Origin of the sequence: Bradyrhizobium sp. 613_E4_N2_2 (assembly GCF_052075995.1) — a bacterium.
GTDB classification, from domain to species: Bacteria; Pseudomonadota; Alphaproteobacteria; order Rhizobiales; family Xanthobacteraceae; genus Bradyrhizobium; species Bradyrhizobium barranii.
Genome location: NZ_CP197234.1, coordinates 4,232,070 through 4,256,156 on the forward strand (window position 1 = coordinate 4,232,070; position 24,087 = coordinate 4,256,156).

Genomic DNA, 24,087 nt, shown 5'->3' on the forward strand with positions numbered 1-24,087 from the left:
CGATCATCAGTGAGCACGCAGCTTGGCGATGGCCAAGAACGTGGATTCACTTATCCCTGATATGCCTGAGCTCGATCCTTGAAAGAGGTTGAGCAAGGGAGATTGACCCTGGCCGATGCTCTCGCCGTTTCTGACGTCATACATGGCGGAGAACCGGCTCAACAGTTTTTCAACCTTCGCCGGATCGGAAAGATCCTTGATCTTCATGAATTTGTCCACGACCTTGGCTTGCTGATCGATCTGCATCGAGGCCATCGAGTCAGGCAAATCGAAGGTGGTTCTGAACACCTCTGAAAGAGCCTTGTCGGCAAGGATGTCGTATGCGGACGTGATTTCTCCCGCCTTTCGCTGGAAATAGAGCGCAAGGCGTACGCCGGGATTCGTATCCCCCTGTTGCTGCTCCAGGCTTTGCTGGAGATAGTTCGCCTGTGTTTCCCGGAATTGATCTCTCTTCTGAGGACCCATCATCGGGAGGCGCGCGACGTTGCCCTTGCTGTCGAAGTTGAACGACGCAACGATTTCGGCAAAGCGAGGATCGCTCTGCGTGTTCGCGAAGCTCTTTGGGTTGTTCAGGTCGGAGCTGAAGATCTTCTTGAGAAATTCGGTGCTGACCTTCTTAGGGTCCAAACCCTTGGCCAAGAGAATGAAATCGACCATCGGCCTGTTTGCGAGAAGCTCGGAAACGCTGTCGATGCCTGCGATTGCCTCTTGATAAGCCGTCGCATCTTTCGTGGCTAGTGCCCGAATTGCCTTCTCCTGCTGAGGGCTTGCCTGTTTCAGCGCGGCAATGACGTATTCCCTCGCGATCTGGAGGACCTGAGCCGAGTCTTGAGCCACCAAGGGGGTCGTCAGATTGCCTTTTGCGTCGAAGTTGAAGGCGCGTGCGAGCTCTACGTACCGATTGTCCTTGAGGGTATAGACGTAGCTCTTGGGGTCGTTGACGTCGCTTTCGAGGACTGCCTTGATCGTCGCCTTCGAGACCATTCCGGGATCGAGGCCGACGGCGCCCAGCGCAAAATCATACACGCCAGGTGTCGATACGAACGCCTGGACTGAATTGATCTTGCTGAGGTCCGTTCTGAATTGCTTGACCGCCAAAGCTTCGTATATCGGGCTTGCTGCCGAATAGACGGCGGCCTTGCTGTCGTCGAACCGCGTTTTCGTGATCGCGACATTTGCAGCAGTCTGGGCGGATACACCTGACGGAAGCGACCCGTCGGACGAAAACTCGAACGCGCCGGCCAAGTCTACAAACCCGCCAATCGTCGATATCTGGTCGCCGAGGCTGGAAATGCTTTTCGTATATGACTCCAGGTGACTTTTTTCGACCAGGATCTGGATGTTCAACTGGTTCACGTCGGCGCCCGGCTGCGATAGTTGGGCCTTGTAAGCGGTTATCTTTAAATCAGCGGCGCTGGCATCCGATTTGGCTTGAGCAAGCTGGGCGTTGAGGCCGGTCAACTGAGAAGCGAAGGTGGTGTTGACGTAGCTGTTGGGATCGGATGGATCGCTGCGCAAGACCTGACTTATCGTGTCACGCGGCCACTTGCTTTCATCGATCCCATATGCCGAATAGACATAGTTGCGAAGACGGTCGTTGTTCAGGAGTTGGTCTGCACTGCTGATGTTGCCGATTTCGGCGCTGTAGTATTTCGAGTCGTCGGCAAGTGCATCGACCTGGCTCTTCTTGGTCGCCGTGTACAGATCGATCATCTCATCGATTTGGTTCTCCGATTGCGCAACCGGCGTCGCACCGCCATTGAAGGAGAATGCCGCGGCAAACTCCTGGTAGCGTTTGTCCACCAACTTGTTGACGAAGCTCTTTGGGTCGGAGAGGTCGCTCTCCAGCACCTTCTTCATGAAAGCCTTGGCGTAGGCCATGTCTTCCAGGCCATATGCCTTCATCGCATAATGATACAGGCGATAGTCCTTCATGAAATCATCGACGGTCTTCACCTTGCCGATGTTGGCTTTGTAGTAAGCCTCCTCGCGCGCGACATCCGTTTGCTGTTCGACCCGCGCCAGGGACTGCTTGAGATTGCGCGTGATGTAGCTGTAACTGAAATACGTCGATACCATCGCGCACTCCTCGCGGCTTTACGGTCCCGGACGTCCGTCAATCATTGCCGGGGTCGCGAGGTGGGAGCCGGCCTCATGCCGGCAACTGTCTCGTAGCTACGTTTTCTTAATTCGCACCCGGGTGGCGGATGGCGGGTTTGTTTCAATTTGTTTCCATTTGTTTCTCAGATGCAGCTTTCGTGAGGATTGTGTTCCTGAGATGTTCTTATTAAAAGATGGGTCGGAACGGGTTGGAAGCCGGGCATGAGCCGAAGAAGCAATCGCACGATCAACCTGCCGGCGCCCTACCTGAAACGGGTCTGGCTCGACCCGTCGCAGGTTAGCGATCGCGCGGCCTATCCGTTTTGCCTGCCCATCTTTCCGGATGATTTCGAGCTCAACTTCGACGCCGCCATCACGATCATCGTCGGAGAGAATGGCACCGGGAAGTCGACGATCCTCGAGGGTATCGCAGCGCTTGCCGGCTACGACGATGCGGGTGGAGGCAAGGGCTACATGCCCGTCGACCATTCCGAAGCGCGGGAGAAGATGGGCGGCCAGCTTTCCAGGGCCTTGCGCGCAAGCTGGCTGCCGAAGATCACCAACGGCTGGTTTTTTCGCGCCGAGAGTTTTTTCTCGGTCGCGCGATATCTCGACAAGGCCGCACGCGATGCCGGCCAGGCCGGCCCCGACTTCCTGTCGCATTCCCATGGCGAAGGTTTTCTGCGCTTCTTCGAAGAGCGCTGCCAGCGCCAGGGCATCTTCATCTTCGACGAGCCGGAATCGGCGCTGTCGCCGGCGCGTCAGATCGAATTCCTGAAGCTCTTGCGACGCATGGAGGAGTCCCGCATCTGCCAGGTCATCATGGCAACCCATGCGCCTCTGCTGATGGCCTATCCAAACGCGAGACTGTTGCGGTTGGGCAAATACGGCCTGGAGCCGACAACGGTGGAGCAAACCGATCATTACCGGGTGATGCGCGAATTCTGTGACGATCCGCGCGGGTTCGTGGAGGCGACGCTGGCGGAGTAGGCGAGGGCGCGCTCTCACGGCACTCGCTCTTCTCGTGTCCCGGACGCGCTGCAGCGCGTAGCGGTGCGGCGCAGAGCCGGGACCCACGCAGTCACACGCTCGCTGCAGCATGGGCCCCGGCTCTGCAGCGCATCGCCGCACTGGACGATGCTGCGCATCGCCAGGGAAGCGCTGCGCTGTGTCCGGGGCACGAGAGCAGATTCTAGCTTTGCATTCGAATTCAAATCGCACGCACGGTTTCGCATCCTCGCGGCAAGATCTGCCCGAGCTTTGCTGTAGTCACCACCCTCGAAAGTGCCGAGGGCGCAGGGAAGGCCGGGTGCCGGCTGGCACCCGCGGTCCACTGTGCGGAAATTGCGCTACGAAGTTTGCACAGCGGCATACAGGTGAAGCCAAACATCCGGCCTTCCCTGCGCAGTGGTTTTACGGCTTATGCCGAGCTCTCCCCGGGGAGCGATGCACTATTGCCCCCGTCACCTTGCGGATGACTGATGTGCGCGCCCGGTCGGGCCGCCACATCACCGCAAGACTTGGCGCACAGGCTCCGGGCGCCAGGACGGCACGGTTTTACCGTACACAGGCTGCACCGGTCGTGTGCGCGCGGCGTTCGCTCACGGTTGCCCGCCCTGCAAACCACCTTCGCGCCGACGCCGCCTGCGTCCACCACGTCCCATCCCGCGTGTCGTGACGATCGCGATAACGCCCCTCGGCCCGGGGTGGGATGGCTTTCTATATGATAATCCGAAATGCGGATAAAGAGAATTATTTCTGCGTGGTGTGGTTGACCCGTCCATTGGGTGTTTTGCCCGCCGGGCGGCGCAAGGGGTGGTTGTGGGACGCGCGAGCCCGCGCCGCAACGCCGCCATGAACAGGTCTCCCCTCGGCCGCAAAATGCGTTACCATGATCCCAGCGCGCTTCAAGTCGCGCACGATCAACGAGACGCATGAGGAAACGAGATGAGGGTGACGATTGGACGGCGCACGGTCATGGGCGCGGTGCTGACTGCCGCGGGCGCGGTGGCTTTGACGGCGGCGTTTGGCCCGGCCTGGGCACATGGGCCGACCCGGCAGAAGGTGCGCGAATCCATCGAGATCAACGCGCCGCCGGCCAAAGTGTGGGCCGCGATCGGCAATTTCCAGGACATGAGCTGGCTCCCGCCTGTTACCAAGACCGAGGGCGAGAAAGGCAATGAGATCGAAGCGACGCGGCGGCTGACCCTGACGGGAGGCGCCACCGTCGATGAGGAACTCTACAAGTTCGACGCTGCCGCGATGACCTATTCCTACCGGATCACCAAGGTGGACGTGAAGGTGCTGCCGGTCACCAATTATTCCTCGACGCTGGCGGTGACGCCGAGCGCCGACGGCAAGGGCGCGACGCTGGAATGGGCGGGCGCGTTCTACCGCGGCTTCCCCAACAACGATCCGCCGCCGGAGCTGAGCGACGAAGCCGCGGTGAAGGCGGTGAAGGGGCTCTATCAGGCCGGGCTCGAAGCGCTGAAGAAGAAGATCGAGAGCGGAAGCTGACCGTGCGGGCGCGGGTCCTGGCGGCGCTCGCCGCCAGCCTTTGCGCTGCCAGTATTGGCAGCGCGTCCGCCGAAGAGGCGTTCGTCACCAACCAGCTCAGCGACGATCTGATGGTCGTGGACCTCGCGACATCGCGCAGCGTCGCGACCATCCCGATCGGCGGCAAGCCGGCCGGCGTGGCCGTCAGCGCGGACGGGCGCTTTGCCTATGTCACGAGTCCGGACGCCAAGGCGGTGACCGTGGTCGACGCGGCAACGCGGCAGGTCTCGGGGCGAATCGAGGTCGGCGGCGGGCCGCTCGGCATTGCCGTGACGCCGGATGGCAAGACGCTCTACGTCGCCGACTGGTATGCCGCCGCGGTGCGGGTGATCGATACGGCCTCGCGCAGCGTCACGGCCAGCATCGCGGTCGGCGCGTCCCCGTCCGGCCTCGCGGTGACGCCTGATGGCAGGCTGCTGCTCTCGGCGGACCGCGACGACGACAGCGTCTCGGTGGTGGACACCGCAACGCGTGAGCGCAGGGCGACCATCAAGGTCGGGACCCGTCCGTTCGGCGTCACCATCGATGCCGAGGGAAAACGCGCCTACACCGCCAATGTCGGCTCCAACGACGTCTCGGTAATCGACATCGCCGCGAGCCAAGAGATCGGCCGCGTGCCGGTCGGGATGCGTCCCTATGCGGTAGCGCTGACGCAAGGGCGCGGCTTCGTCACCGACCAATATGGCGGCACCGTCAGCGTGTTCGACCTGGCGACGCTGAAGCCGGTGAAGCGGATCAATGTCGGCGACTATCCCGAAGGCATCAATGCGACCGCCGACGGCAAGCGCGTCATCGTCGCGTGCTGGGAGAGCAACACATTGAGCATCATCGATGCCACCGAGCTGAAGGTGATCGGCGAGGTCAAGACCGGCGACGGCCCGCGCGCGTTCGGGGCGTTTCTCAGGCGGACGGAGTAGGGGGCGTAGGGTGGGCAAAGGCGCGGCGCGCCGTGCCCACCATCTCTCCGCTGCCTCGGCACGCAATGGTGGGCACGCTTCCGCCTTCGCTCTTCGAGCTACGTCGGACAAGTCGCTTTGCCCACCCTACGGCACCTTCGGCGCGGCAAACGCCTTCAACTTCAGGAAAAAGTCCTTCAGGATCGGGTTGCGGTCCACATAGGTCACGTAGCGGATCGGATGCCGCCGGCGGTCGACGCTCCACGTGATCTGATCCGTGAGAACCGGGGCCGGGATGATCACGCTCGGTGCCCACGCGGGATTCAGCAGCCAGCCGACCGGCGCCATGTCCCAGATCTCCTTGGCCCAACCCAGATGATCGGACGAATAGTCCTTGAAGCGCATGGCGAGGAACGCGCCGATGCTGCCATGCGGTTCGACGTAGCGCTCGATCTCCGGCACCGTGCTGTGAAGGTGCGAGGTGACGCCCTTGCATGGCACGAGCACGAGCGGCACGCCGCTGTCGAAAAGCACCTGCGCGCCGCCGACGTCCTGCTTGAGGTTGAACTCGATCGTGTGCGGCCATTCCAGCGCATGACCGCCAAGCCAGACCACCACCACGCGGTCGATGATGTCGGGGGCCTTGAGCAGCGCCGAGGCGATATTGCTGATGGCGCCGATGGCAATGACGTAGAGCGGATTGTCAGGGGAGCCTGCGCGCGCCCGGGCCACGAGGTCGTCGACGGCGGGGGCCGCCTGCGCCGTCTTGCCGCGGCCGACATAATCGGTGACGCCGCGATGGACGAGGCCGTCCGGTGCGACGTTGAGGCGCTCCAGCAGGCGTAGGATTTCCTGGTAGCTCAGCTCCATGCCGTGGCCGGGACTGTCGGCGCGTGTGTTGAAGAACGGCGCGGCGTAGATCGCCTCGACGTCGAACCGGTCCTTCGACAGCAGCATCTGTACCAGCGCGAACTGATCGTCGATCTCGTTGTAGGTGTCGGTGTCGAGCACCACGCGCACCTTGCCGACCGGCGGCTCCAGGAGTTTCAGGCGGGCTGCGTCCGAGAGTGTCATCACCGTCTCCTTGGGCCGGGCGCCGATTGCGGATCAGGCCTTGAGCGAAATCCGGCTGACCACGTCTGCGATCTCTTCCATCTGCGCGAACATGTGATCGGGCGCAAGCGCCCGCAGCGCCGCCGGCGCGGCGTAGCCCCAACTCACCGCGCCGCAGGCAATCCCCACCGCCCGCGCCGCCTCGATATCGCGGACCTCGTCGCCGATCGCGATCACGCGGCCTGGCTCCACGCCCGCGCGCCGGATCACGCGGCGGAATTTCGCGGGCTTGCCGAACAGCGATGCCGCGCAGTCGAAATGCGCGAACAGGGCGGCGGAATCGCCGAGCTTCTCGCGCGCATTGGCTTCGCTGTCCGAGGTCACCAGCGCGAGCTGCACGCCGTTCCCGGCCAGCGTCCGCAGCATCGTCTCGACGCCAGCGAACAGGGGAATCTCGCTAGCAGCCTCCGCCTTCAGTCGCCGCGCATGCCGCGCGATCGCCGGCAGCTTCCACAGCGGTACCTCGAGCCGGGCGAGGATCTCGCGCGACGAGGCATGCCGCAGCGCTTCGATTTCGTCATCCGCGACGCGACGAAAATTGAAGCGATCGGCGACATCGTTGATGGTGCGCAGGAACCACGGAAAGCTGTCGGCCAGCGTGCCGTCGAGGTCGAAGATGGCGAGGGAGTAGGGCATTTGAGGCGGGTTTTGGAGTTCGCTGAAAAACGTGATGTGGCGTGCTATTATTTCAGGAGAATTCGAGGACAGTCATGCGACACGAGCGCATTGAAATCAACCCTGCGATCATGGCCGGCAAGGCCGTCAGCCGTGGGACGCATGTGCGTCACCGCAATTTGCGCACGTGAACATTGATGTCGAGATCGATGTTGCTGACGCAGGTCTGCGTAGTCCGGTGAGAGCCGCCCTCGTGCCAGTGGCCATCGCGCGTGCGGGCGTTGGTGATATTGGCGAGCTTCAGGCATCGCCATTGCGGCAGAGGTCCGCTGCTCTCACCGCCAAATTGCCAGGCGAGGACGGCTTCCTCACCCATCTTGTTGGTGCCGAGGATGTGGGGGCAGAGCTCGCGATAGCGCCCCTCGTAGATGCAGGTTACCTGCTGCTCGGCGAGGATTGCCTTGCTGAAGAGCGTGTAGGTGCGGCTGGGCATCGCGGACACATGCAGACTTTCCCCGATGATCCCGCGGACGAGGCGGAGTGAATTCTACTCCGCCGCCTCGCTCGTGCTCCGCCGCTTCGGCTTCCGTGCCTTCTTCAGCACCGGCTCCAGAAACTTCCCCGTGTAGCTCCGCGGCGCTTTCGCAATGTCTTCCGGCGGGCCCCAGGCGACGATCTCGCCGCCGCCGTCGCCGCCTTCGGGGCCGAGGTCGATGACCCAGTCGGCGGTCTTTATGACTTCGAGATTGTGCTCGATGACGACGACCGTGTTGCCCTGGGCGACCAGCTCGTGCAGCACCTCCAGCAACTTCTTGACGTCGTGGAAGTGCAGGCCAGTGGTCGGCTCGTCCAGGATGTAGAGCGTGCGCCCGGTGGCGCGCTTTGACAGTTCCTTGGCCAGCTTGACGCGCTGGGCTTCGCCGCCCGACAGGGTTGTGGCCTGCTGGCCGACATGGATGTAGTCGAGGCCGACGCGGTGCAGGGTCTGGAAGGTTTCGCGCACGCGCGGCACCGCCTTGAAGAAGTCGGCGGCTTCCTCGACGGTCATGTCAAGCACGTCGGCGATGCTCTTGCCCTTGAACAGGACCTCCAGCGTCTCGCGATTGTAACGCTTGCCCTTGCAGACGTCGCAGGTGACGTAGACGTCGGGCAGGAAGTGCATCTCGATCTTGATGACGCCGTCGCCCTGGCAGGCCTCGCAGCGGCCGCCCTTGACGTTGAAGGAGAAGCGGCCGGGCTCGTAGCCGCGCGCCTTCGCTTCGGGCAGGCCGGCGAACCATTCGCGGATCGGCGTGAAGGCGCCGGTGTAGGTCGCGGGGTTCGAGCGCGGGGTGCGGCCGATCGGCGACTGGTCGATGTCGATGATCTTGTCGATGTGCTCGAGACCCTCGATGCGATCGTGGGGTGCGGCGCCTTCGCTGGCGTTGTTCAGCTTGCGGGCGATGGCCTTGTAAAGCGTGTCGATCAGCAGCGTCGACTTGCCGCCGCCGGAGACGCCGGTGACGGCCGTGAACAGGCCGAGCGGAATCTCGGCCGTGACGTTCTTGAGGTTGTTGCCGCGCGCGTTGACCACCTTGATGGTGCGGCGATGGTTCGGCGGGCGCCGCTCCGGCACCTCGACCTCGAGCTCGCCGGTGAGATATTTGCCGGTGAGAGATTTCGGGTTGCGCATGATCTCGGCGGGCGTGCCTTCGGCGACGATGTTGCCGCCATGCATGCCGGCGCCGGGCCCGATGTCGAGGACGTAGTCGGCGAGCAGGATCGCGTCCTCGTCATGCTCGACGACGATCACGGTGTTGCCGAGGTCGCGCAGGCGCTTCAGCGTGTCGAGCAGGCGGGCGTTGTCGCGCTGGTGCAGGCCGATCGAGGGCTCGTCCAGCACGTAGAGCACGCCCGTCAGCCCCGAGCCGATCTGCGAGGCGAGGCGGATGCGCTGGCTCTCGCCGCCGGACAGCGTGCCGGAGGAGCGGGACAGAGTGAGGTAGTTGAGGCCGACGTCGAGCAGGAAGGTGAGGCGCTCGCGGATCTCCTTGAGGATGCGGCCGGCGATCTCGTTCTGCTGCGTGTTCAGCGCTTCGGGCACGGTCTCGAACCATTCGCCGGCCTTCCTGACCGACAGCTCCGAGATCTCGCCGATATGCTTGCCGCCGATCTTGACGCAGAGCGCCTCGGGCTTCAGCCGGAAACCCTTGCAGCCCTCGCAGGGGACGTCGTGGAAATATTTTGCGAGCTCCTCGCGCGCCCACTCGCTCTCGGTCTCGCGATAGCGGCGGTTGATGTTGGTGATGACGCCCTCGAACGGCTTCTTGGTGTCGTAGGAGCGGACGCCGTCTTCGTAGGAGAACTTGATCTCATCCTCGCCCGAGCCAAGGAGGATCGCGTTCTGCGTCTTCTTCGGCAGATCCTTCCATTTGGTGGTCAGCGTGAACTTGTAGTGCTTGCCGAGCGCCGTCAGCGTCTGCACGTAGTAGGGCGATGACGACTTGGCCCAGGGCGCGATCGCGCCCTTGCCAATGGCGAGCTCCTTGTCGGGGATGACGAGGTCTTCGTCGACATGCTGCTCGACGCCGAGGCCGCCGCAGGCCGGGCAGGCGCCGTAGGGATTGTTGAACGAGAACAGGCGCGGCTCGATCTCCGGAATCGTGAAGCCGGAGACGGGGCAAGCGAATTTTTCCGAGAACAGGATGCGCTCAGGCCCGCTCTTGTCGTGGATTTTTGCGGTCTTCTTCTTCTCCTCGACGGGCGCGGCCGCTGCAGGCGCATCGGCGAACTCGACGACGGCGAGGCCCTCCGCGAGCTTCAGCGCGGTCTCAAAGCTCTCGGCGAGGCGCTGGCCGATGTCGGCGCGCACCACGATGCGGTCGACCACGACGTCGATGTCGTGCGGAAATTTCTTGTCGAGCGTCGGCGCCTCCGCGAGCTCATGGAAGGTGCCGTCGATCTTGACGCGCTGAAAGCCCTTCTTGAGCCATTCGGCGAGCTCCTTGCGATACTCGCCCTTGCGGCCGCGCACGACGGGGGCGAGCAGATAGAGGCGGGTGCCTTCGGGCAGCGCCAGCACGCGGTCGACCATCTGCGAGACGGTCTGGCTCTCGATCGGCAGACCCGTGGCGGGCGAATAGGGCACGCCGACGCGCGCCCAGAGCAGGCGCATGTAGTCGTAGATCTCGGTGACGGTGCCGACGGTCGAGCGCGGGTTCTTCGACGTCGTCTTCTGCTCGATCGAGATCGCCGGCGACAGGCCGTCGATCTGGTCGACATCAGGCTTCTGCATCATCTCCAGGAACTGACGCGCATAGGCCGACAGCGATTCGACGTAGCGGCGCTGGCCCTCGGCGTAGATGGTGTCGAAGGCGAGCGAGGATTTGCCGGAGCCTGACAGCCCGGTGAACACCACCAGCTTGTCGCGGGGGATCTCGACGTCGACATTCTTGAGGTTGTGCTCGCGCGCGCCACGGATCGTAATTGCGCGCAGGCTGGATCCCGCGTTCTGCTGTTGGCGCTTCGCCTTGATCACTTCATCCATCCGAGTTGCCCTCAAGGAATCCCAAAGGTGCGCGATCGCGCCAACAAAAAAGGCGCGCGTCGCCCGGAACCGGGATCGGCGCCGATGGGTATGGCAGCGAACGTAGGAAGAACGGGAGCAGATTTCCAGTGGCGTGTGCGAATCGTCAACGGATTGTTGGCGCGCTGGCGGCATCTGGCAGGAGCAGGCCCCCCGGAACATGCGAAGGGCCGGCGCGAGGCCAGCCCTTCGTTCGCGTTTGAATGCGGATTTGGGGCAATCCGCACATGATCAGGACTTGGAGGTTCCTGAGGGAGCTTTGTCTCAGTATTTGGCGACGACCGGGCCGCCCCAGCGGTAATTGATGCGGATCAGGCCCATGTCGATATCCTGGCCGATCCGGTCGGTGCGCGGGGCGAAGCCGCCGACGAGCGTTGCGAAGTCGGCGCTGTGATGGCCGAGGAAGACATGGTTGTACTCGCCGCCGACCGACCAGTTCTCGGCAAAGCCCCATTCCACGCCGATGCCGATGGTGTAGCCCCAGCGGGTCTGGTTGACGCTGTTGAACACCGCCGCCGGGACGCCGGGGACGAAGGTGTCGTACTTGTCGTGCGCCACCGCGGCGCCAGCCTTGCCATAGAAGAGCAGGTTGTTGACGGCGTAGCCCATCTGGCCAGTGAACAGGCCGAAGCTGTCGATCTTGGTCTGGTTGGTGAACAGCGGCAGCGCCACGCTGACATTGCTGCCCTTGAAGTCGGCCCAGTTGCCCTGGCCCTCGATGCCGAACACCCAGCGCGACTTCTGCCAGCGATAGCCGAGTTGTCCGCCGATCGTGCCACCGCCCGCATTGTGACAGCCTTCGCCAACGGCCGGATCGACAGCGACGCCGAGCGCGCGGGTCACGCCCCAGCATGCATGGGCCAGCCCGCCGCCGCCGTTGATGCCGACATAGATGCCGCTCCAGTCGTAGAGGGGAACGGCGGCCGCCGGTGCCTTGTAGATCGGTAGATCGGCGGCGGTAGCCGGCGCGACCGCGCCGACTGCGAACAGGCTGACCGCAGCCAGCATCCACGTCTTCATGTCACGTCCCCAACTCGTCAAAGCCATTCGCGGACGCCTTGCGCGCGCCTCACGACTCCAAGACGGTTGGGTGCACCCTCGCGCGAAAACAAAAAGGCCGGCACAAGGCCGGCCTTTCGTAACGCGATGGCGTCGGAGGCGAAGATCAGTATTTGGCGATGAGGGGGCCGCCGAACCTGTAACTGACGCGGGCCGTTGCAATGTCAACGTCCTGGCGGATCCGATCGGCGCGCGAGAACGTGCCGTTGTTGAACGTAAAGCGGTTGTCGCGCGATCCCATGAAGCCGTGCACATAATCGACGCCGACCACGATGTTGGGCGTTACGCCGAAATCGAGGCCAGCACCAACCGCTCCGCCCCAGCGCGTTTCATTCGCCCTGTCGAACACGAAGCCGGTGGCAGTGGTTAAGCCTTCGTATTTGTCGCTCACAACCATCGCACCACCCTTCGCGTAGAACAGCACATTGCTCCAGGCGTAGCCGACCTGGCCGGTCACGAGACCGAAGGCGTTGATCTTCGAGCGGTCTGAGCCGACGCCGCCGGCAGCCAGGCTCGGTCCATTGGAGCCGCTAAGGTGAGCCCAGTCGCCCTGGCCTTCCACGCCGAACACCCACGACGCGCTTTGCCAGCGAAAGCCGGCCTGGCCGCCGGCCACGCCGCCGGTCGCGGTGTGGCAGCCCTCCGATGCGGGGGGAGTGACCGGCGCACCGAGGATGTTGGTAACGATGTCCCAGCAATTATGGCTCCAGCCGCCACCACCGTTGGCGCCGATGTAGAAGCCGCTCCAATCGTAGACCGCGGCGATCATCGGGGCAGGAGCTTTGGTGTAGGGCCTCGCCGCCAGATCGGCCGCCGAAACGGACGTGGTCATCGCGACTATGCCGGCGGCGGCAAGCATAAACTTGTTCAAGACGGACCCCCCACGGCCGAAGTTGTTGCGATCTTCGATACAACCTTTGAGGTGTGACAGTCTGTCACCGGAGGGTCACAGCGCGCCGAAAATGGAACTTGTCCGCAAACGCTCATGCCGTACGCGCGAAAACAAAAAGGCCGGCGCAAGGCCGGCCTTTCGTAACGCGATGGCGTCGGAGGCGACGGTTAGTACTTCGCCACGACCGGGCCGCCGAAGGTGTAGTTCACGCGGACCGTGCCCATGTCGACGTCCTGCTTGATACGGTCGATGCGGTCGTTGATGCCGAGAAACGTGAACGAGTTGTTGCGCTTGCCCATGAACAGATGGTCGTATTCGATGGCAACGGACCAGTTCGGCGCGAAGCCGAATTCGAGGCCGGTGCCGACCGCGCCGCCCCAGCGCGTCTCGCTTGCGCTGTCGAGGACCACGCCGACGACCGTGCCGTTGTACTTGGCATGCGTGACCGCCGCGCCACCCTTCACGTACCAGAGCACATTGTTCCAGGCATAGCCGACCTGGCCGGTGAACAGGCCGATCGCGTCGATCTTGGTCTCGTTGACCAGCGGAGCAAGCGCCACGCTCGTATTCGAGCCCTTCAGATTGGCCCAGTCGCCCTGGGCTTCAAGGCCGAACACCCAGCTGGCCGACTGCCAGCGATAACCGACCTGGCCACCGACGACGCCGCCTGTCGCATTGTGACAGCCTTCAGCCGTGTCCGGACCCGCAACGCCGAAGATATTGTTGACATCCCAGCAGTTGCGGCTCGAAGCGCCGCCGCCGTTGATGCCGAGGTAGAACCCGCTCCAGTTGTAGATCGAGGCCACAGCAATGGGCGCCTTGGTGTAGGGGCGGGCCGCCAAATCGGCCGCCGAGGCGGGAGCCAACGCGCTGAGTGCGAACAGACTGGCCGAGGCCAGCAAAACCTTCTTCATTTCAATTCCCCAGTTTCGTTTCTCTTTGTCGACCAAAAACGGCCGACCCAATGACCCAACCGATGTCATTGCTCTACACCATTGAAGCCGAAGGTTGTGTCACCGGGATACCACAGCTTTCCCCGAAAACGTTGGGAATCGGTTGGCCTGGATCTGGACGCGCGAAAACAAAAAGGCCGGCGCAAGGCCGGCCTTTCGTAACGCGGTGCGTTGGAAGCGAAGCTCAGTACTTCGCGACCACCGGGCCCCCGAAGTGATAGTTCACGCCGACCTGCACGGTGTGGAAGTTGAGCGTGCCGGTGGGCAGGGCGCCCGAGAAGTAGGTCTCGCCGCCGAGGCTGCGATAGAGGTACTCGCCCTTGACCGACCACTGCGGAGCGAAGAACGCCTCGACGCCCGCGCCGACGGTCCAGCCGGAGTGCCACTTGCTGTCCGATGCGGTCAGGCCGAGAGCGGAGAGGGTGATCTTGTTGTCGATCCAGGCGTAGCCGCCGGTGCCGTAGAACAGGACCTGATTGACGGCGTAGCCGATACGGCCGCGCACGGTGCCCATGGCATCGGTCTTCGAGCTCGCCGTTGCGGTCACAACGCCGAATCCGGGAACAACAGTGGCGCCGGTCGCCGAAGCGCTGACGTCAGCCCAGGAACCATCAGCCTCGACGCCGAACACGACGTTGCCGGTCTGCCAGTTGTAGCCGGCGGTGCCGCCGACGAAGCCACCCTTCATCTTCGGGTCGCCGGAACCGTTTTCCCAGGCGCCGCCGCCGACGATACCGAGGTAGAAGCCGGTCCAGTTGTAGACCGAGGCCACCGCCACCGGAGCCTTGGTGTAGGGGCGCGCCGCGAGATCAGCGGCCGAAGCCGGAGCAGCGAGAGCGAACAAACAGGCCGAAGCCAACAAAACCTTCTTCATTTTCAAACTAATCCCAGTCCCGGTTTCTGTTTTTGCCTTCCGTGCGTTCGGAAGGACATCGGACGCCGTGGTCCAACTGATGTCGTGCTTACACGAGCAAAGCCGCAAGTTGCGTCTCCCAAAAGCCACAATAATCGCAAAACGTAACGGTGACTGACCTATAATTCCCGTTGCCCACGCAAAAAGGCCGGCGCGAGGCCGGCCTTTGATCTCCAAGCGATTTCAGAGGGATGTCAGTATCTTGCGATCATCGGACCGCCCCAGCGATAGTTCACGCGGACGAGGCCGATATCGACGTCCTGGCTGATGCGATCGGAGCGTGTGGCAACGCCGAGCGGGGCGAAATTGCCGGATCCGGTGAAGCCGATGGTGCGGTTGCCGAGGAAGATGTGGTCGTACTCGAAGCCCACGGTCCAGTTCGGGGCGAATCCGAACTCGACGCCCGCACCCACGGTGCCGCCCCAACGGGTCTCGTTGGCCCGGTCGAACTCGAGGCCGCTGGCGACGTCGAAGCTGCGGTAGCGATCGCTGACGACGGCGCCGCCGCCCTTCACGTAGACCAGGACGTTGTTCCAGGCGTAACCGACCTGACCGGTAATCAGGCCGAAGGCGTTGATCTTCGAACGATCGCGCAGGCCGCTGATCGCACTGATGTTGTCACCCGAGAAATCGGCCCAGTTGCCCTGGCCTTCGAAGCCGAACACCCAGTTGGCTGACTGCCAGCGGTAGCCGACCTGGCCGCCGACCGTGCCGCCGGTCGCGTTGTGGCAGCCTTCGCCTACGAGAACGCCACCGCCGATATCGACGTCCCAGCACTTGTGGCTGGTGCCGCCGCCGCCGTTGATACCGATGTAGAAGCCGCTCCAGTCGTAGATGGTCGCGATCATCGGTGCCGGAGCCTTGGTGTAGGGACGCGCAGCGAGATCTGCCGCGCTTGCGGGAGCCGACAGCCCCAACGCGATTGCACCAATAGTACCAATCAAAATCTTATTCATTGCAGTCCCCCCAGTTTCTGACCGCTTTTCGAAGTCCCCGAAGCGGCTGATCAGGCGCGACGCCTATAAGAATCTAATTCCGCGGCAAGCGTAGCTTAGGCGGTCGGCGGAGTCCGTCTCCGGAATGCAACAGTCGGGCGGCATCTGAACTGCCTCTAACTTGATGAATGTTAAGCTGTTTTCGCCGTTCTCAGGAATTCGGGGAAATTCCATTTGGCGCAGGCCGTCTTTGTGCAGCGCGGTGTCGTCTTGCCAGCGCAACAAGGTGAGGGGAGTCATAAGAACAAATCTGGAACGAACCGGCCAGGGGTGCTATATGTGGGGATAAGTGGAGGGGTGACGGGCCGATCCGTCCGCGCAAGCGTATAGGGTCGCGTCAACAGGTTGCAGAGGACGCGGGCGCGTCCCGGGCCTTCTAAAATTCAGTGGCATTCGGAGTGGAGAGCGGCGATGGCGGGAAGCGTCAACAAGGTCATTCTGGTTGGAAATCTCGGCAAGGATCCCGAAATCCGCCGCACCCAGGACGGGCGGCCGATCGCGAATTTGAGCATCGCCACCTCGGAGACCTGGCGCGACAAGAATAGCGGCGAGCGCAAGGAAAAGACCGAGTGGCATCGCGTCGTGATCTTCAATGAAGGGCTCTGCAAGGTCGCCGAGCAGTACCTGAAGAAGGGCGCGAAGGTTTACATCGAGGGCGCGCTCCAGACCCGCAAATGGACCGACCAGAGCGGCGCCGAGAAGTACTCCACCGAGGTCGTGCTCCAGGGCTTCAACTCGACCCTGACGATGCTCGACGGCCGCGGCGGCGGTGGAGGCGGCAGCTTCGGCGACGAGCCGGGCGGCGATTTCGGCTCCTCCGGTCCCGTCAGCAGCGCGCCGCGCCGTGCCGTTGCCGCCGGCGGCGGCGGTGGCCGCAACAGCGACATGGACGACGACATCCCGTTCTGAGACGGGCGGGGCGCTTCGCCCCTGATGTCACCTTGCTCGCGTAGAGAGACAGGATTCCTTACCAATTGGCGGGCAAAGCTCGGTTTTTCCGGGCTTGCCTCATGTGCTGCCTCAGGCCTTTGACGAGGCGTGATGTGAATGATATTAACTTGATGTTAATTCTATTCACATTGGTCGGCCGTCGATCGGAGAAAGCCCTGCATGAGCGTTGCGCCGCTGCTTGAGGCTGCTCCAGCGATCCCGCTGCATGCCTTTGCCGCCATGGCCGCCTTCGTGCTCGGCCTTGTCCAGTTTGCTGCCCCCAAGGGAACGCTGCCGCACCGGACGATCGGCTGGATCTGGGTGGCGCTGATGGCGGTGGTGGCGGCCTCGTCGTTCTGGATCCACCAGATCCGTCTGATCGGGCCGTTCAGCCCGATCCATCTCCTGTCGATCTTCACGCTGGTGATGCTACCGCTCGCGGTGTGGCGGGCGCATACCCATCGGGTCGCCGATCACCGGCGTATCATGATCATGACGTTCATCGGCGCGCTCGTGATTGCCGGGCTGTTCACGCTTGTGCCTGGACGGATCATGCACCGGGTGATTTTCGGAGCCTAGGACGTGGTTCCCGGCGGCTCATTCCGGCTTCGCTCGAGGCAGTGGTGCTGAGCTCGTAAGTCTCTGGAAAAACAGTCGGAAAAACCGCTTCCCCAGACCTCGCAAGGGTGGTTATCAGGGGGGCGATGCGCTATATGATTCCCAGATAAAATCTCACCGGATTTCCCCTTGGCTGACGACGACAACAAGCCCGGCGACCAGCCGGCGCAACCCTCGGACATTCGTCCCGTTTCCATCTACGAGGAGATGAAGAAGTCCTACCTCGATTACGCGATGAGCGTGATCGTGGCGCGTGCGCTGCCCGATGCGCGCGACGGGTTGAAGCCGGTTCATCGTCGCATCCTCTACTCGATGAACGAGCAGGGGCACACGCCCGACAAGAAGTACGTCAAGTCGGCGCGCGTGGTCGGTGACGTCATCGGTAAATATCATCCGCATGGCGACCAGTCGATCTACGACGCCATGGTCCGGATGGCGCAGGACTTCTCGATGCGCGTGCCGCTCATCGACGGCCAGGGCAATTTCGGCTCGGTCGACGGCGATCCCCCGGCCGCCTATCGGTACACCGAAGCGCGACTGACGAAGGTGGCGTTGGCTCTGCTGGCCGACATCGACAAGGACACCGTCGACTTCCAGCCGAACTACGACAACAACGAAACCGAGCCGTCGGTCCTGCCGGCCAAGTTCCCGAACCTCCTGGTCAACGGGGCGGGCGGCATCGCGGTCGGCATGGCCACCAACATCCCGCCGCACAATCTCGGTGAGGTCATCGACGCCTGCGTCGCGTTGATCGATAATCCTGCGCTCACCATCGAGGAACTCATCAACATCGTTCCGGGACCGGATTTCCCGACCGGCGGCGTCATTCTCGGACGCGCGGGCATCCGCGCCGCCTACCACCTCGGCCGCGGCTCCATCGTCATGCGCGGCAAGGTCGCGATCGAGACCATCCGCAAGGAGCGCGAGGCGATCATCATCACCGAGATTCCCTACCAGGTGAACAAGGCGACGATGGTCGAGCGCATCGCCGAGCTGGTCAAGGAAAAGAAGATCGAGGGCATCGGCGACCTGCGCGATGAATCCGACCGCGACGGCTACCGTGTCGTCATCGAATTGAAGCGCGACGCCGTGCCGGATGTGGTGCTGAACCAGCTGTACAGGTTCACGCCGCTGCAGACGAGCTTCGGCGTCAACATGGTGGCGCTCGACAGCGGACGTCCGCGGATCATGCATCTGAAGGACCTGCTGGCGATCTTCGTCGATTTCCGCGAGCGGGTCGTCACGCGGCGCACCAAGTTCCTGCTCGCCAAGGCGCGCGATCGCGCCCACATCCTGGTCGGTCTGGCGATCGCGGTCGCCAATATCGACGAGATGATCCGCGTCATCCGGACCTCGCCCGACCCGACCACTGCCCGCGACACCCTGATGGCGCGCGACTGGCCGGCACGGGACGTCGAGGACATGCTGACGCTGATCGACGATCCGCGTCACCGCATCAGCGAGGACGGCACGATCCGGCTGTCGATGGAGCAGGCGAGGGCCATTCTCGACCTGCGCCTTCAGCGCCTCACCGCGCTCGGCCGCGACGAAATCCGCGACGAGCTCGACAAGCTCGCCGGCGAGATCGCCGACTATCTCGACATCCTGCGCTCGCGCGCCCGCGTGCTGGGCATCATCAAGACCGAGCTCGCCGAGGTGAAGGCCGAGTTCGCGACCCCGCGCCGCACCGTGATCATCGAGCAGGAGGGCGAGGTCGAGGACGAGGACCTGATCCAGCGCGAGGATATGGTCGTCACCGTCTCCCACGCCGGCTACGTCAAGCGCGTGCCGCTGTCGGCCTACCGGGCGCAGCGCCGCGGCGGCAAGGGTCGCGCCGGCATGCAGACCCGCGACGAGGATTTCGTCAGCCGCCTGTTCGTGGCGTCGACGCACACACCGGTGCTGTTCTTCTCGTCGCGCGGCCAGGTCTACAAGGAGAAGGTGTGGCGCCTGCCGATGGCCGCGCCGAACGCGCGCGGCAAGGCGCTGATCAACATCCTGCCGCTGGAGCAGGGCGAGCGCATCACCACCATCATGCCGCTGCCGGAAGATGAATCGACCTGGGGCAACCTCGACGTGATGTTCGCCACCACCGGCGGCAACGTCCGGCGCAACAAGCTGTCCGACTTCGTCGACGTCCGCCGCTCCGGCATCATCGCCATGAAGCTGGACGAGAATGAAGCGATCGTGGACGTGCAGATCTGCACCGAGCACGACGACGTGCTTTTGACCGGCGCCGGCGGCCAGTGCATCCGCTTCCCCGTCACCGACGTGCGCGTCTTCACCGGGCGCACCTCGATGGGTGTGCGCGGCATTGCGCTTGGCGAGGGCGACAAGGTGATCTCGCTGGCGATCCTGCGCCACATGGAGACCACCTCGGACGAACGTTCGGCCTATTTGAAGATGCGTCGTGCGGTGGCCGGCGAAGCCGTGGTCGACGAGGCTCCGGCGGATGCCGAGGCCGAAGAGACAACCTCCGGCAGCTTCCAGCTCCCGCAGGAGCGCTATGTCGAGATGTCGGCGGCCGAGCAGGTCGTGCTCACCGTCTCCGTCAACGGCTACGGCAAGCGGACCTCGTCCTACGAGTACCGCACCACTGGCCGCGGCGGCAAAGGCATCGTCGCCATGAGCGTCAACAACCGCAACGGCAATCTGGTGGCCTCCTTCCCCGTGGAAGACGCCGACCAGATCATGCTGGTCACGGACAAGGGCCAGCTCATCCGCTGCCCGGTCGAAGGCATCCGCGTCGCCGGTCGCTCGACCCAGGGCGTGATCGTGTTCGACACCGCCGAGGACGAGCACGTCGTCTCGGTCGAGCACATCACGGAAGAGGCCGATAGCGGGAACGGCGAGAACGGGAACGGTTCGTAGATCGAGCCGATCCCGTCAGGTGTCGTCCCCGTTGACGGTTGCAATCAACCGGATAGGTCCGGCACGGCACAACGCGCCGGTGTCCGGCCTATGATCCTGGAAGATGCGGCTGGCGCGATGCCTTCCAGCCGAGCACGGCCAGCGGAATTGCCAGTGTTGCCCAGGACAGCGCGTCCCAGCCATCGTCGCCGAACAGCGCCGACGCCAGCCCGACAAGGATGAGCCCCCCGAGCAGGAGCGGCCAGCGAAAGATCTCGTCCATGGTGTGGCGCTCGCGCTTCATGGACGGATCCCGGATGTCGCTACGACAGGCGGCCCGTCCTGCGCGCGCGTGGTGACGCGAGGCGATTTGCGCTTGCCGAGCCAGAGATAGACGCCGCTGGCAAGCACGACGATCGCGGCAAGATCGAACAGCGCCCAGATGATCTTCAGCGGCAGGCTGCCGTAGTCCCCGAAATGAAGCGGGCGCGATACCTGCAACGCCCTGAGATACCACGGCAAGCCACGCGCGGTGACGAGCTGCCCGGTTTCGGCGTCGAGCATCGCGGGCGTGAACAGGCGCGAGGTGATCGGCGTCGTGCCCTTGGTCCAGACGATGAAGTGCCGTGGTGTCCCAAACCTTGCGACCGTCGGAAAGATGATGCTGGCCGGCGTATTGCCGTCGAGCGCCCGACGTGCTGCGGCCATGACGTCGTCGACGTCGGCCCATTTCGCAAGCGGCGGCTTGCCCAAGTGCGGCGCGATCAGCTCCGGCATCACCTCCGCGCGCCAGGCGGAGAACAGCGGCAACGATATCGTGTTGATGACACCGGTGACGCCGACGGCAAGCAGCCATATGAGAGTCACTCCGCCGATCAGATTGTGCAGGTCGAGCCATTTCACCCGCGACGCGCCGATACGACGCACCGTGCCGAAGTTGAGCCGGCGCATGAAGGGCGCGTAGAGCATGATGCCGGAAACGATCGCGATGACAAACAACAGGCCCATGACGCCGAGAAACAGTTCACCCGGCAACCCCAAGAACATGTCGCGGTGGAATATGCGGATGGCGCTCATCAGGCCGCCCTGCTGCGTGTCTTCGCCGATCAGTTCGGCGGTCCTGGAATCGAACGACAGTTTCAGGAAACGTTGGCCGGGGGGAGCTTCGGGCGTAGCCGAGAGGAATACGTTGACGACGTTGGCGCGATCGTCGTCCCAGCCGAGCACCTGGAGGTAGCGCTGCGGATAGCGCGCCTTGGCGGCGTCGACCAGCCGGCTTAGCGGAGCCTGCGGAGTATCCGCCGGGAGCTCCCGGGCCGAGGCTTCCGACTTGAAGAGCTCGTCGATCTCGTCATGAAAGATCAGTGGGAGCCCGGTGATGCAAAGCATCAGGAGGAATAGCGTGCAGACCAGGCTGGTCCATTTGTGGACCAGCGACCACCATTTGACTGACTGTGCTGTCATCCTCTCACCACCGGTAGGTCAGCGTCGCCAGCACCGTGCGCCCCAGCGCCCAGCGGCAGCCGCCGGCCGTGCATAACGAGACATAGGTCTTGTCGAACACGTTGTTGACGTTCACCGCCGCACTGAGGCCCTTCCACTGCTGATACCGCATCCCAAAATCATAGGACAGCACCGCATCGAACACCGTGCTGGCCGGCACCGTGGCGGCGGGCAGGAAGACGCCCGGCACGATGGTCGGAACCGTCAGATTGTTGGCGTTGGTCGTGTACATGTCGTGGACGTAGCGGACGCCGCCGCCGAAGCCGAACCCGGTGGCAGGACCGCCCTGCACCAGATAGTTGGCCCAGAGCGAGGCGGTGTGCATCGGGACGTTGGCGAGCCGCTTGCCGAAATTCACGTCCTGGGGCGAGCTGATCCGGTTGTCGAGATAGGAGTACTGCCCGCGCAGGCTCAGGCCGGGCAGGGGGCTGCCGACGACGGATCCTTCGAACCCGCGCGAGCTGACCTCGCCAACCTGCGCCGTGGTGTTGGCGGGAATGCCGGGGCCGCTGATGACCGTTGCCACGTTCTGCTGCTTGAGATCGTAGACCGCGGCAGTGAACATCAGATTGGTCCCGACCGGCTGATACTTCACGCCGCCTTCATACTGCTCGCCGGTGGTCGGCTTGAACGGCTGGCCGTTCAGCAGCGTGCCGACCGAGGTCGGCTGGAACGAGGTCGAGTAGCTGACATAGGGCGCAATGCCGTTGTCGAAATTGTAGATCGCGCCAATGCGGCCGGTTGGCTTCTGGTCGTCGTTCAGGACGCGAACGCCGGTGTTCTGCGCCAGGGTATTACCCTCGGCCCAGTCGTAGCGGACTCCGCCGAGCACGGTGAGCCGGCCGAGCCTGGCCTCGTCCTGGACGTAGAGGCCGCGCTGCGACAGGTGCTGGTCGAGGTTCTGGAAGAGCGCCGTGGGGACGGCGATGCTCTGCGTGTAATTCGGCGCCAGGATGTCGAGCGTGTTGGTGGCCGCGAAGCGGGCGAGATTGTTGAAGTCGAACCGCTGGTAGTCGACCCCTGCGAGGACCGTATGCTGCAACGGTCCCATGTTGAACTTGGCCTGGAGCTGGTTGTCGGCAGCGAATGTGTCGAGGTTCTCGTTGGTCGAGAAGTAGCTCCGGTTGATCGTGCGGCCGTCGACCAGCCGGAGCGTGCCGCCCGCGCCCGTCGTCGTGAACCCGCCGGGCTGCACCTCGACATAGCTGAGCTCATTGTTCAGGTAGCGTACGTTCTGGCGCACCGTGAAGACGTCGTCGAAACGATGCTCGAACTCGTAGCCGGCGGTTGCCTGCTTGTATTTGAGAGTCTCGTAGTTGAGATCGCCGGCAAAGAAATTGCGCGGGATCTGCCCGAACGTCCCCGGCACCAGCGTGCCCTGGATCGGCAAGAGCGCGAAGGCACCACCCTTCGGGTCCTGCCGGTAGCTCGTCAGGAAGGTGATGGTGGTGTCGATACTCGGACGCCACGTCCAGGCCGGCGCGATCGAAAATCTTTGCTCGCCGATATTGTCGACCTGGGTGTCGGCGTTGAGGCCGATACCGGTGACGCGGTAGAGCAGCGTCTTGTCCTTGTCGACGGGGCCGCCGACATCGAAGGCGCCCTGGATCCGGTTGAACGAGCCGGTTTGCAGGGAGACTTCTCCGAACGGATTTTCAGTCGGGCGCTTGCTGACGAGGTTGAGGATGCCGCCGGGCGAGGCGGCGCCGTAGAGAATTGATGCCGGCCCGGTGATCACCTCGGCGCGCTCGAGCAAATAGGGATCGACCCGCGGCGCACCGAACGGTCCGCCCTGGAGCCGCAGCCCGTCCAGATATGTTTCGAGGCTGAAGCCGCGAGCGCTGACGTTCTGAAAGCGGAAATCGGTATCGTTGCTGAAATAGATTCCTGGCGCGTAGCGCAAGAGGTCGCGGATGCTCTGCGCCTGCCGCACATTCATTTCGTCGCGAGTGATGACGGCGATCGATGCCGGCGTCGACATGATCGGCGCATCCGTCTTGGTGGCGCCGGAGGCGCGGGTGGCGACGAACCCGTTGGTGCCGGCGTTGACGCGCGCTGCTGTTCCCACCAGCGCTTGGAGCTCCGGCTGTACTGTCGAACGGTTGGCCTGTTGAGCGGACCGCTGGCTCGCACTGCGCCGCGCCGATGCGTTGCGCCGGACCTGGACCGGACGTTGCGCGCGCTGAACGGGTGCGTTGACCGTCACCGGCGGCAACGCGGATGCACCGGACTGGCCGGCGGTCTGCGCGTTCACCGGCGTGACGGCCATCAGCAAGCAGCCAAGCGCGAGTGCGCTGGCTGTGCTCTTGAAAGTGTTCCTTAAAAAATAGTCCGCACGACCACGCAGGCCGTGTCCATCGCATTCCATGTCAGCGCCCCATCCGGCGATCGCCGCGCCGGCGGGATGATCCTTCTGACCTCACGCGACTTCGCACCCGCGCGCGTGTTAGATGGCGACACTGCGAGCGTCGAGTTGGACGAATTTTGAATCACTCGAAACGTCATAATTGGAGGCATTCTTAGAACTTC

At 63.4% G+C, this 24,087-nt stretch carries 19 protein-coding genes; 6 read left to right on the forward strand and 13 right to left on the reverse strand.

Annotated elements, in window-relative coordinates; genetic code table 11:
• Positions 1 to 6: 6 nt before the first annotated feature.
• Positions 7 to 2,079 carry a DUF1217 domain-containing protein gene (locus AB7290_RS20275; protein ID WP_085404678.1) on the reverse strand — a complete coding sequence of 691 codons (2,073 nt, stop codon included), beginning with the start codon at positions 2,077 to 2,079 and terminating at the stop codon, positions 7 to 9.
• A 243-nt stretch (positions 2,080 to 2,322) separates the two neighbouring features.
• On the opposite strand from AB7290_RS20275, the gene AB7290_RS20280 reads away from it, so the two are divergent.
• The 3 genes from AB7290_RS20280 to AB7290_RS20290 all read left to right on the forward strand — a co-directional run bounded on the left by AB7290_RS20280 (position 2,323) and on the right by AB7290_RS20290 (position 5,573).
• Positions 2,323 to 3,090, forward strand: a complete 768-nt coding sequence (locus tag AB7290_RS20280; protein WP_085404679.1) for an AAA family ATPase — start codon at positions 2,323 to 2,325, stop codon at positions 3,088 to 3,090.
• 957 nt (positions 3,091 to 4,047) lie between these two features.
• Complete coding sequence (locus tag AB7290_RS20285) at positions 4,048 to 4,617, forward strand: SRPBCC family protein (protein WP_085404680.1); 570 nt, start codon at positions 4,048 to 4,050, stop codon at positions 4,615 to 4,617.
• A gap of 2 nt (positions 4,618 to 4,619) precedes the next feature.
• On the forward strand, positions 4,620 to 5,573 hold the full coding sequence (locus tag AB7290_RS20290; protein ID WP_085404681.1) for a YVTN family beta-propeller repeat protein: 954 nt from the start codon (positions 4,620 to 4,622) through the stop codon (positions 5,571 to 5,573).
• Positions 5,574 to 5,699: 126 nt separating this feature from the next.
• Here the strand turns inward: AB7290_RS20290 and AB7290_RS20295 are convergent, their stop codons facing one another.
• The 9 genes from AB7290_RS20295 to AB7290_RS20335 form a co-directional block, all read right to left on the reverse strand.
• Positions 5,700 to 6,626, reverse strand: coding sequence for a nucleoside hydrolase (locus AB7290_RS20295; protein WP_085404682.1), 927 nt, complete (start codon positions 6,624 to 6,626; stop codon positions 5,700 to 5,702).
• A gap of 33 nt (positions 6,627 to 6,659) precedes the next feature.
• Positions 6,660 to 7,301: an HAD-IA family hydrolase gene (locus AB7290_RS20300; protein WP_085404683.1), complete on the reverse strand. Its 642-nt coding sequence runs from the start codon at positions 7,299 to 7,301 to the stop codon at positions 6,660 to 6,662.
• 148 nt (positions 7,302 to 7,449) lie between these two features.
• Positions 7,450 to 7,782 carry a hypothetical protein gene (locus tag AB7290_RS20305; protein ID WP_144030845.1) on the reverse strand — a complete coding sequence of 111 codons (333 nt, stop codon included), beginning with the start codon at positions 7,780 to 7,782 and terminating at the stop codon, positions 7,450 to 7,452.
• Between the two features lie 45 nt (positions 7,783 to 7,827).
• On the reverse strand, positions 7,828 to 10,806 hold the full coding sequence (uvrA, locus tag AB7290_RS20310) for an excinuclease ABC subunit UvrA (protein ID WP_354078838.1): 2,979 nt from the start codon (positions 10,804 to 10,806) through the stop codon (positions 7,828 to 7,830).
• A 303-nt stretch (positions 10,807 to 11,109) separates the two neighbouring features.
• Positions 11,110 to 11,865 carry an outer membrane protein gene (locus tag AB7290_RS20315; protein WP_085404686.1) on the reverse strand — a complete coding sequence of 252 codons (756 nt, stop codon included), beginning with the start codon at positions 11,863 to 11,865 and terminating at the stop codon, positions 11,110 to 11,112.
• Between the two features lie 145 nt (positions 11,866 to 12,010).
• Positions 12,011 to 12,775: an outer membrane protein gene (locus AB7290_RS20320; RefSeq protein ID WP_085404687.1), complete on the reverse strand. Its 765-nt coding sequence runs from the start codon at positions 12,773 to 12,775 to the stop codon at positions 12,011 to 12,013.
• A 188-nt stretch (positions 12,776 to 12,963) separates the two neighbouring features.
• A complete protein-coding gene (locus AB7290_RS20325) occupies positions 12,964 to 13,710 on the reverse strand; it encodes an outer membrane protein (RefSeq protein ID WP_085404688.1) in 747 nt (248 codons plus the stop codon).
• A gap of 223 nt (positions 13,711 to 13,933) precedes the next feature.
• A complete protein-coding gene (locus AB7290_RS20330) occupies positions 13,934 to 14,623 on the reverse strand; it encodes an outer membrane protein (protein WP_085404689.1) in 690 nt (229 codons plus the stop codon).
• Positions 14,624 to 14,856: 233 nt separating this feature from the next.
• Positions 14,857 to 15,618 (reverse strand): outer membrane protein, encoded by a 762-nt coding sequence (locus tag AB7290_RS20335; protein WP_085404690.1) that lies wholly within the window; start codon positions 15,616 to 15,618, stop codon positions 14,857 to 14,859.
• Between the two features lie 450 nt (positions 15,619 to 16,068).
• Here AB7290_RS20335 and AB7290_RS20340 point away from each other — a divergent pair, with 450 nt between their 5' ends.
• The 3 genes from AB7290_RS20340 (at position 16,069) to gyrA (ending at position 20,076) form a co-directional block, all read left to right on the forward strand.
• Positions 16,069 to 16,566: a single-stranded DNA-binding protein gene (locus AB7290_RS20340; RefSeq protein WP_028153432.1), complete on the forward strand. Its 498-nt coding sequence runs from the start codon at positions 16,069 to 16,071 to the stop codon at positions 16,564 to 16,566.
• Between the two features lie 201 nt (positions 16,567 to 16,767).
• Entirely contained in the window at positions 16,768 to 17,166 is a 399-nt protein-coding gene (locus AB7290_RS20345) for a DUF2306 domain-containing protein (RefSeq protein ID WP_085404692.1), read from the forward strand.
• A 168-nt stretch (positions 17,167 to 17,334) separates the two neighbouring features.
• Complete coding sequence (gene gyrA, locus AB7290_RS20350; RefSeq protein ID WP_085404693.1) at positions 17,335 to 20,076, forward strand: DNA gyrase subunit A; 2,742 nt, start codon at positions 17,335 to 17,337, stop codon at positions 20,074 to 20,076.
• 88 nt (positions 20,077 to 20,164) lie between these two features.
• On the opposite strand, the gene AB7290_RS20355 is transcribed toward gyrA, so the two are convergent.
• The 3 genes from AB7290_RS20355 to AB7290_RS20365 are packed head-to-tail and all read right to left on the reverse strand — an operon-like array spanning position 20,165 to position 23,827.
• Entirely contained in the window at positions 20,165 to 20,359 is a 195-nt protein-coding gene (locus AB7290_RS20355) for a hypothetical protein (protein WP_085404694.1), read from the reverse strand.
• Entirely contained in the window at positions 20,356 to 21,519 is a 1,164-nt protein-coding gene (locus tag AB7290_RS20360; RefSeq protein ID WP_085404695.1) for a PepSY-associated TM helix domain-containing protein, read from the reverse strand. The genes AB7290_RS20355 and AB7290_RS20360 overlap by 4 nt, the downstream gene beginning before the upstream one ends.
• 4 nt (positions 21,520 to 21,523) lie before the next feature.
• A complete protein-coding gene (locus tag AB7290_RS20365) occupies positions 21,524 to 23,827 on the reverse strand; it encodes a TonB-dependent siderophore receptor (protein WP_161495922.1) in 2,304 nt (767 codons plus the stop codon).
• Positions 23,828 to 24,087: the final 260 nt, after the last annotated feature.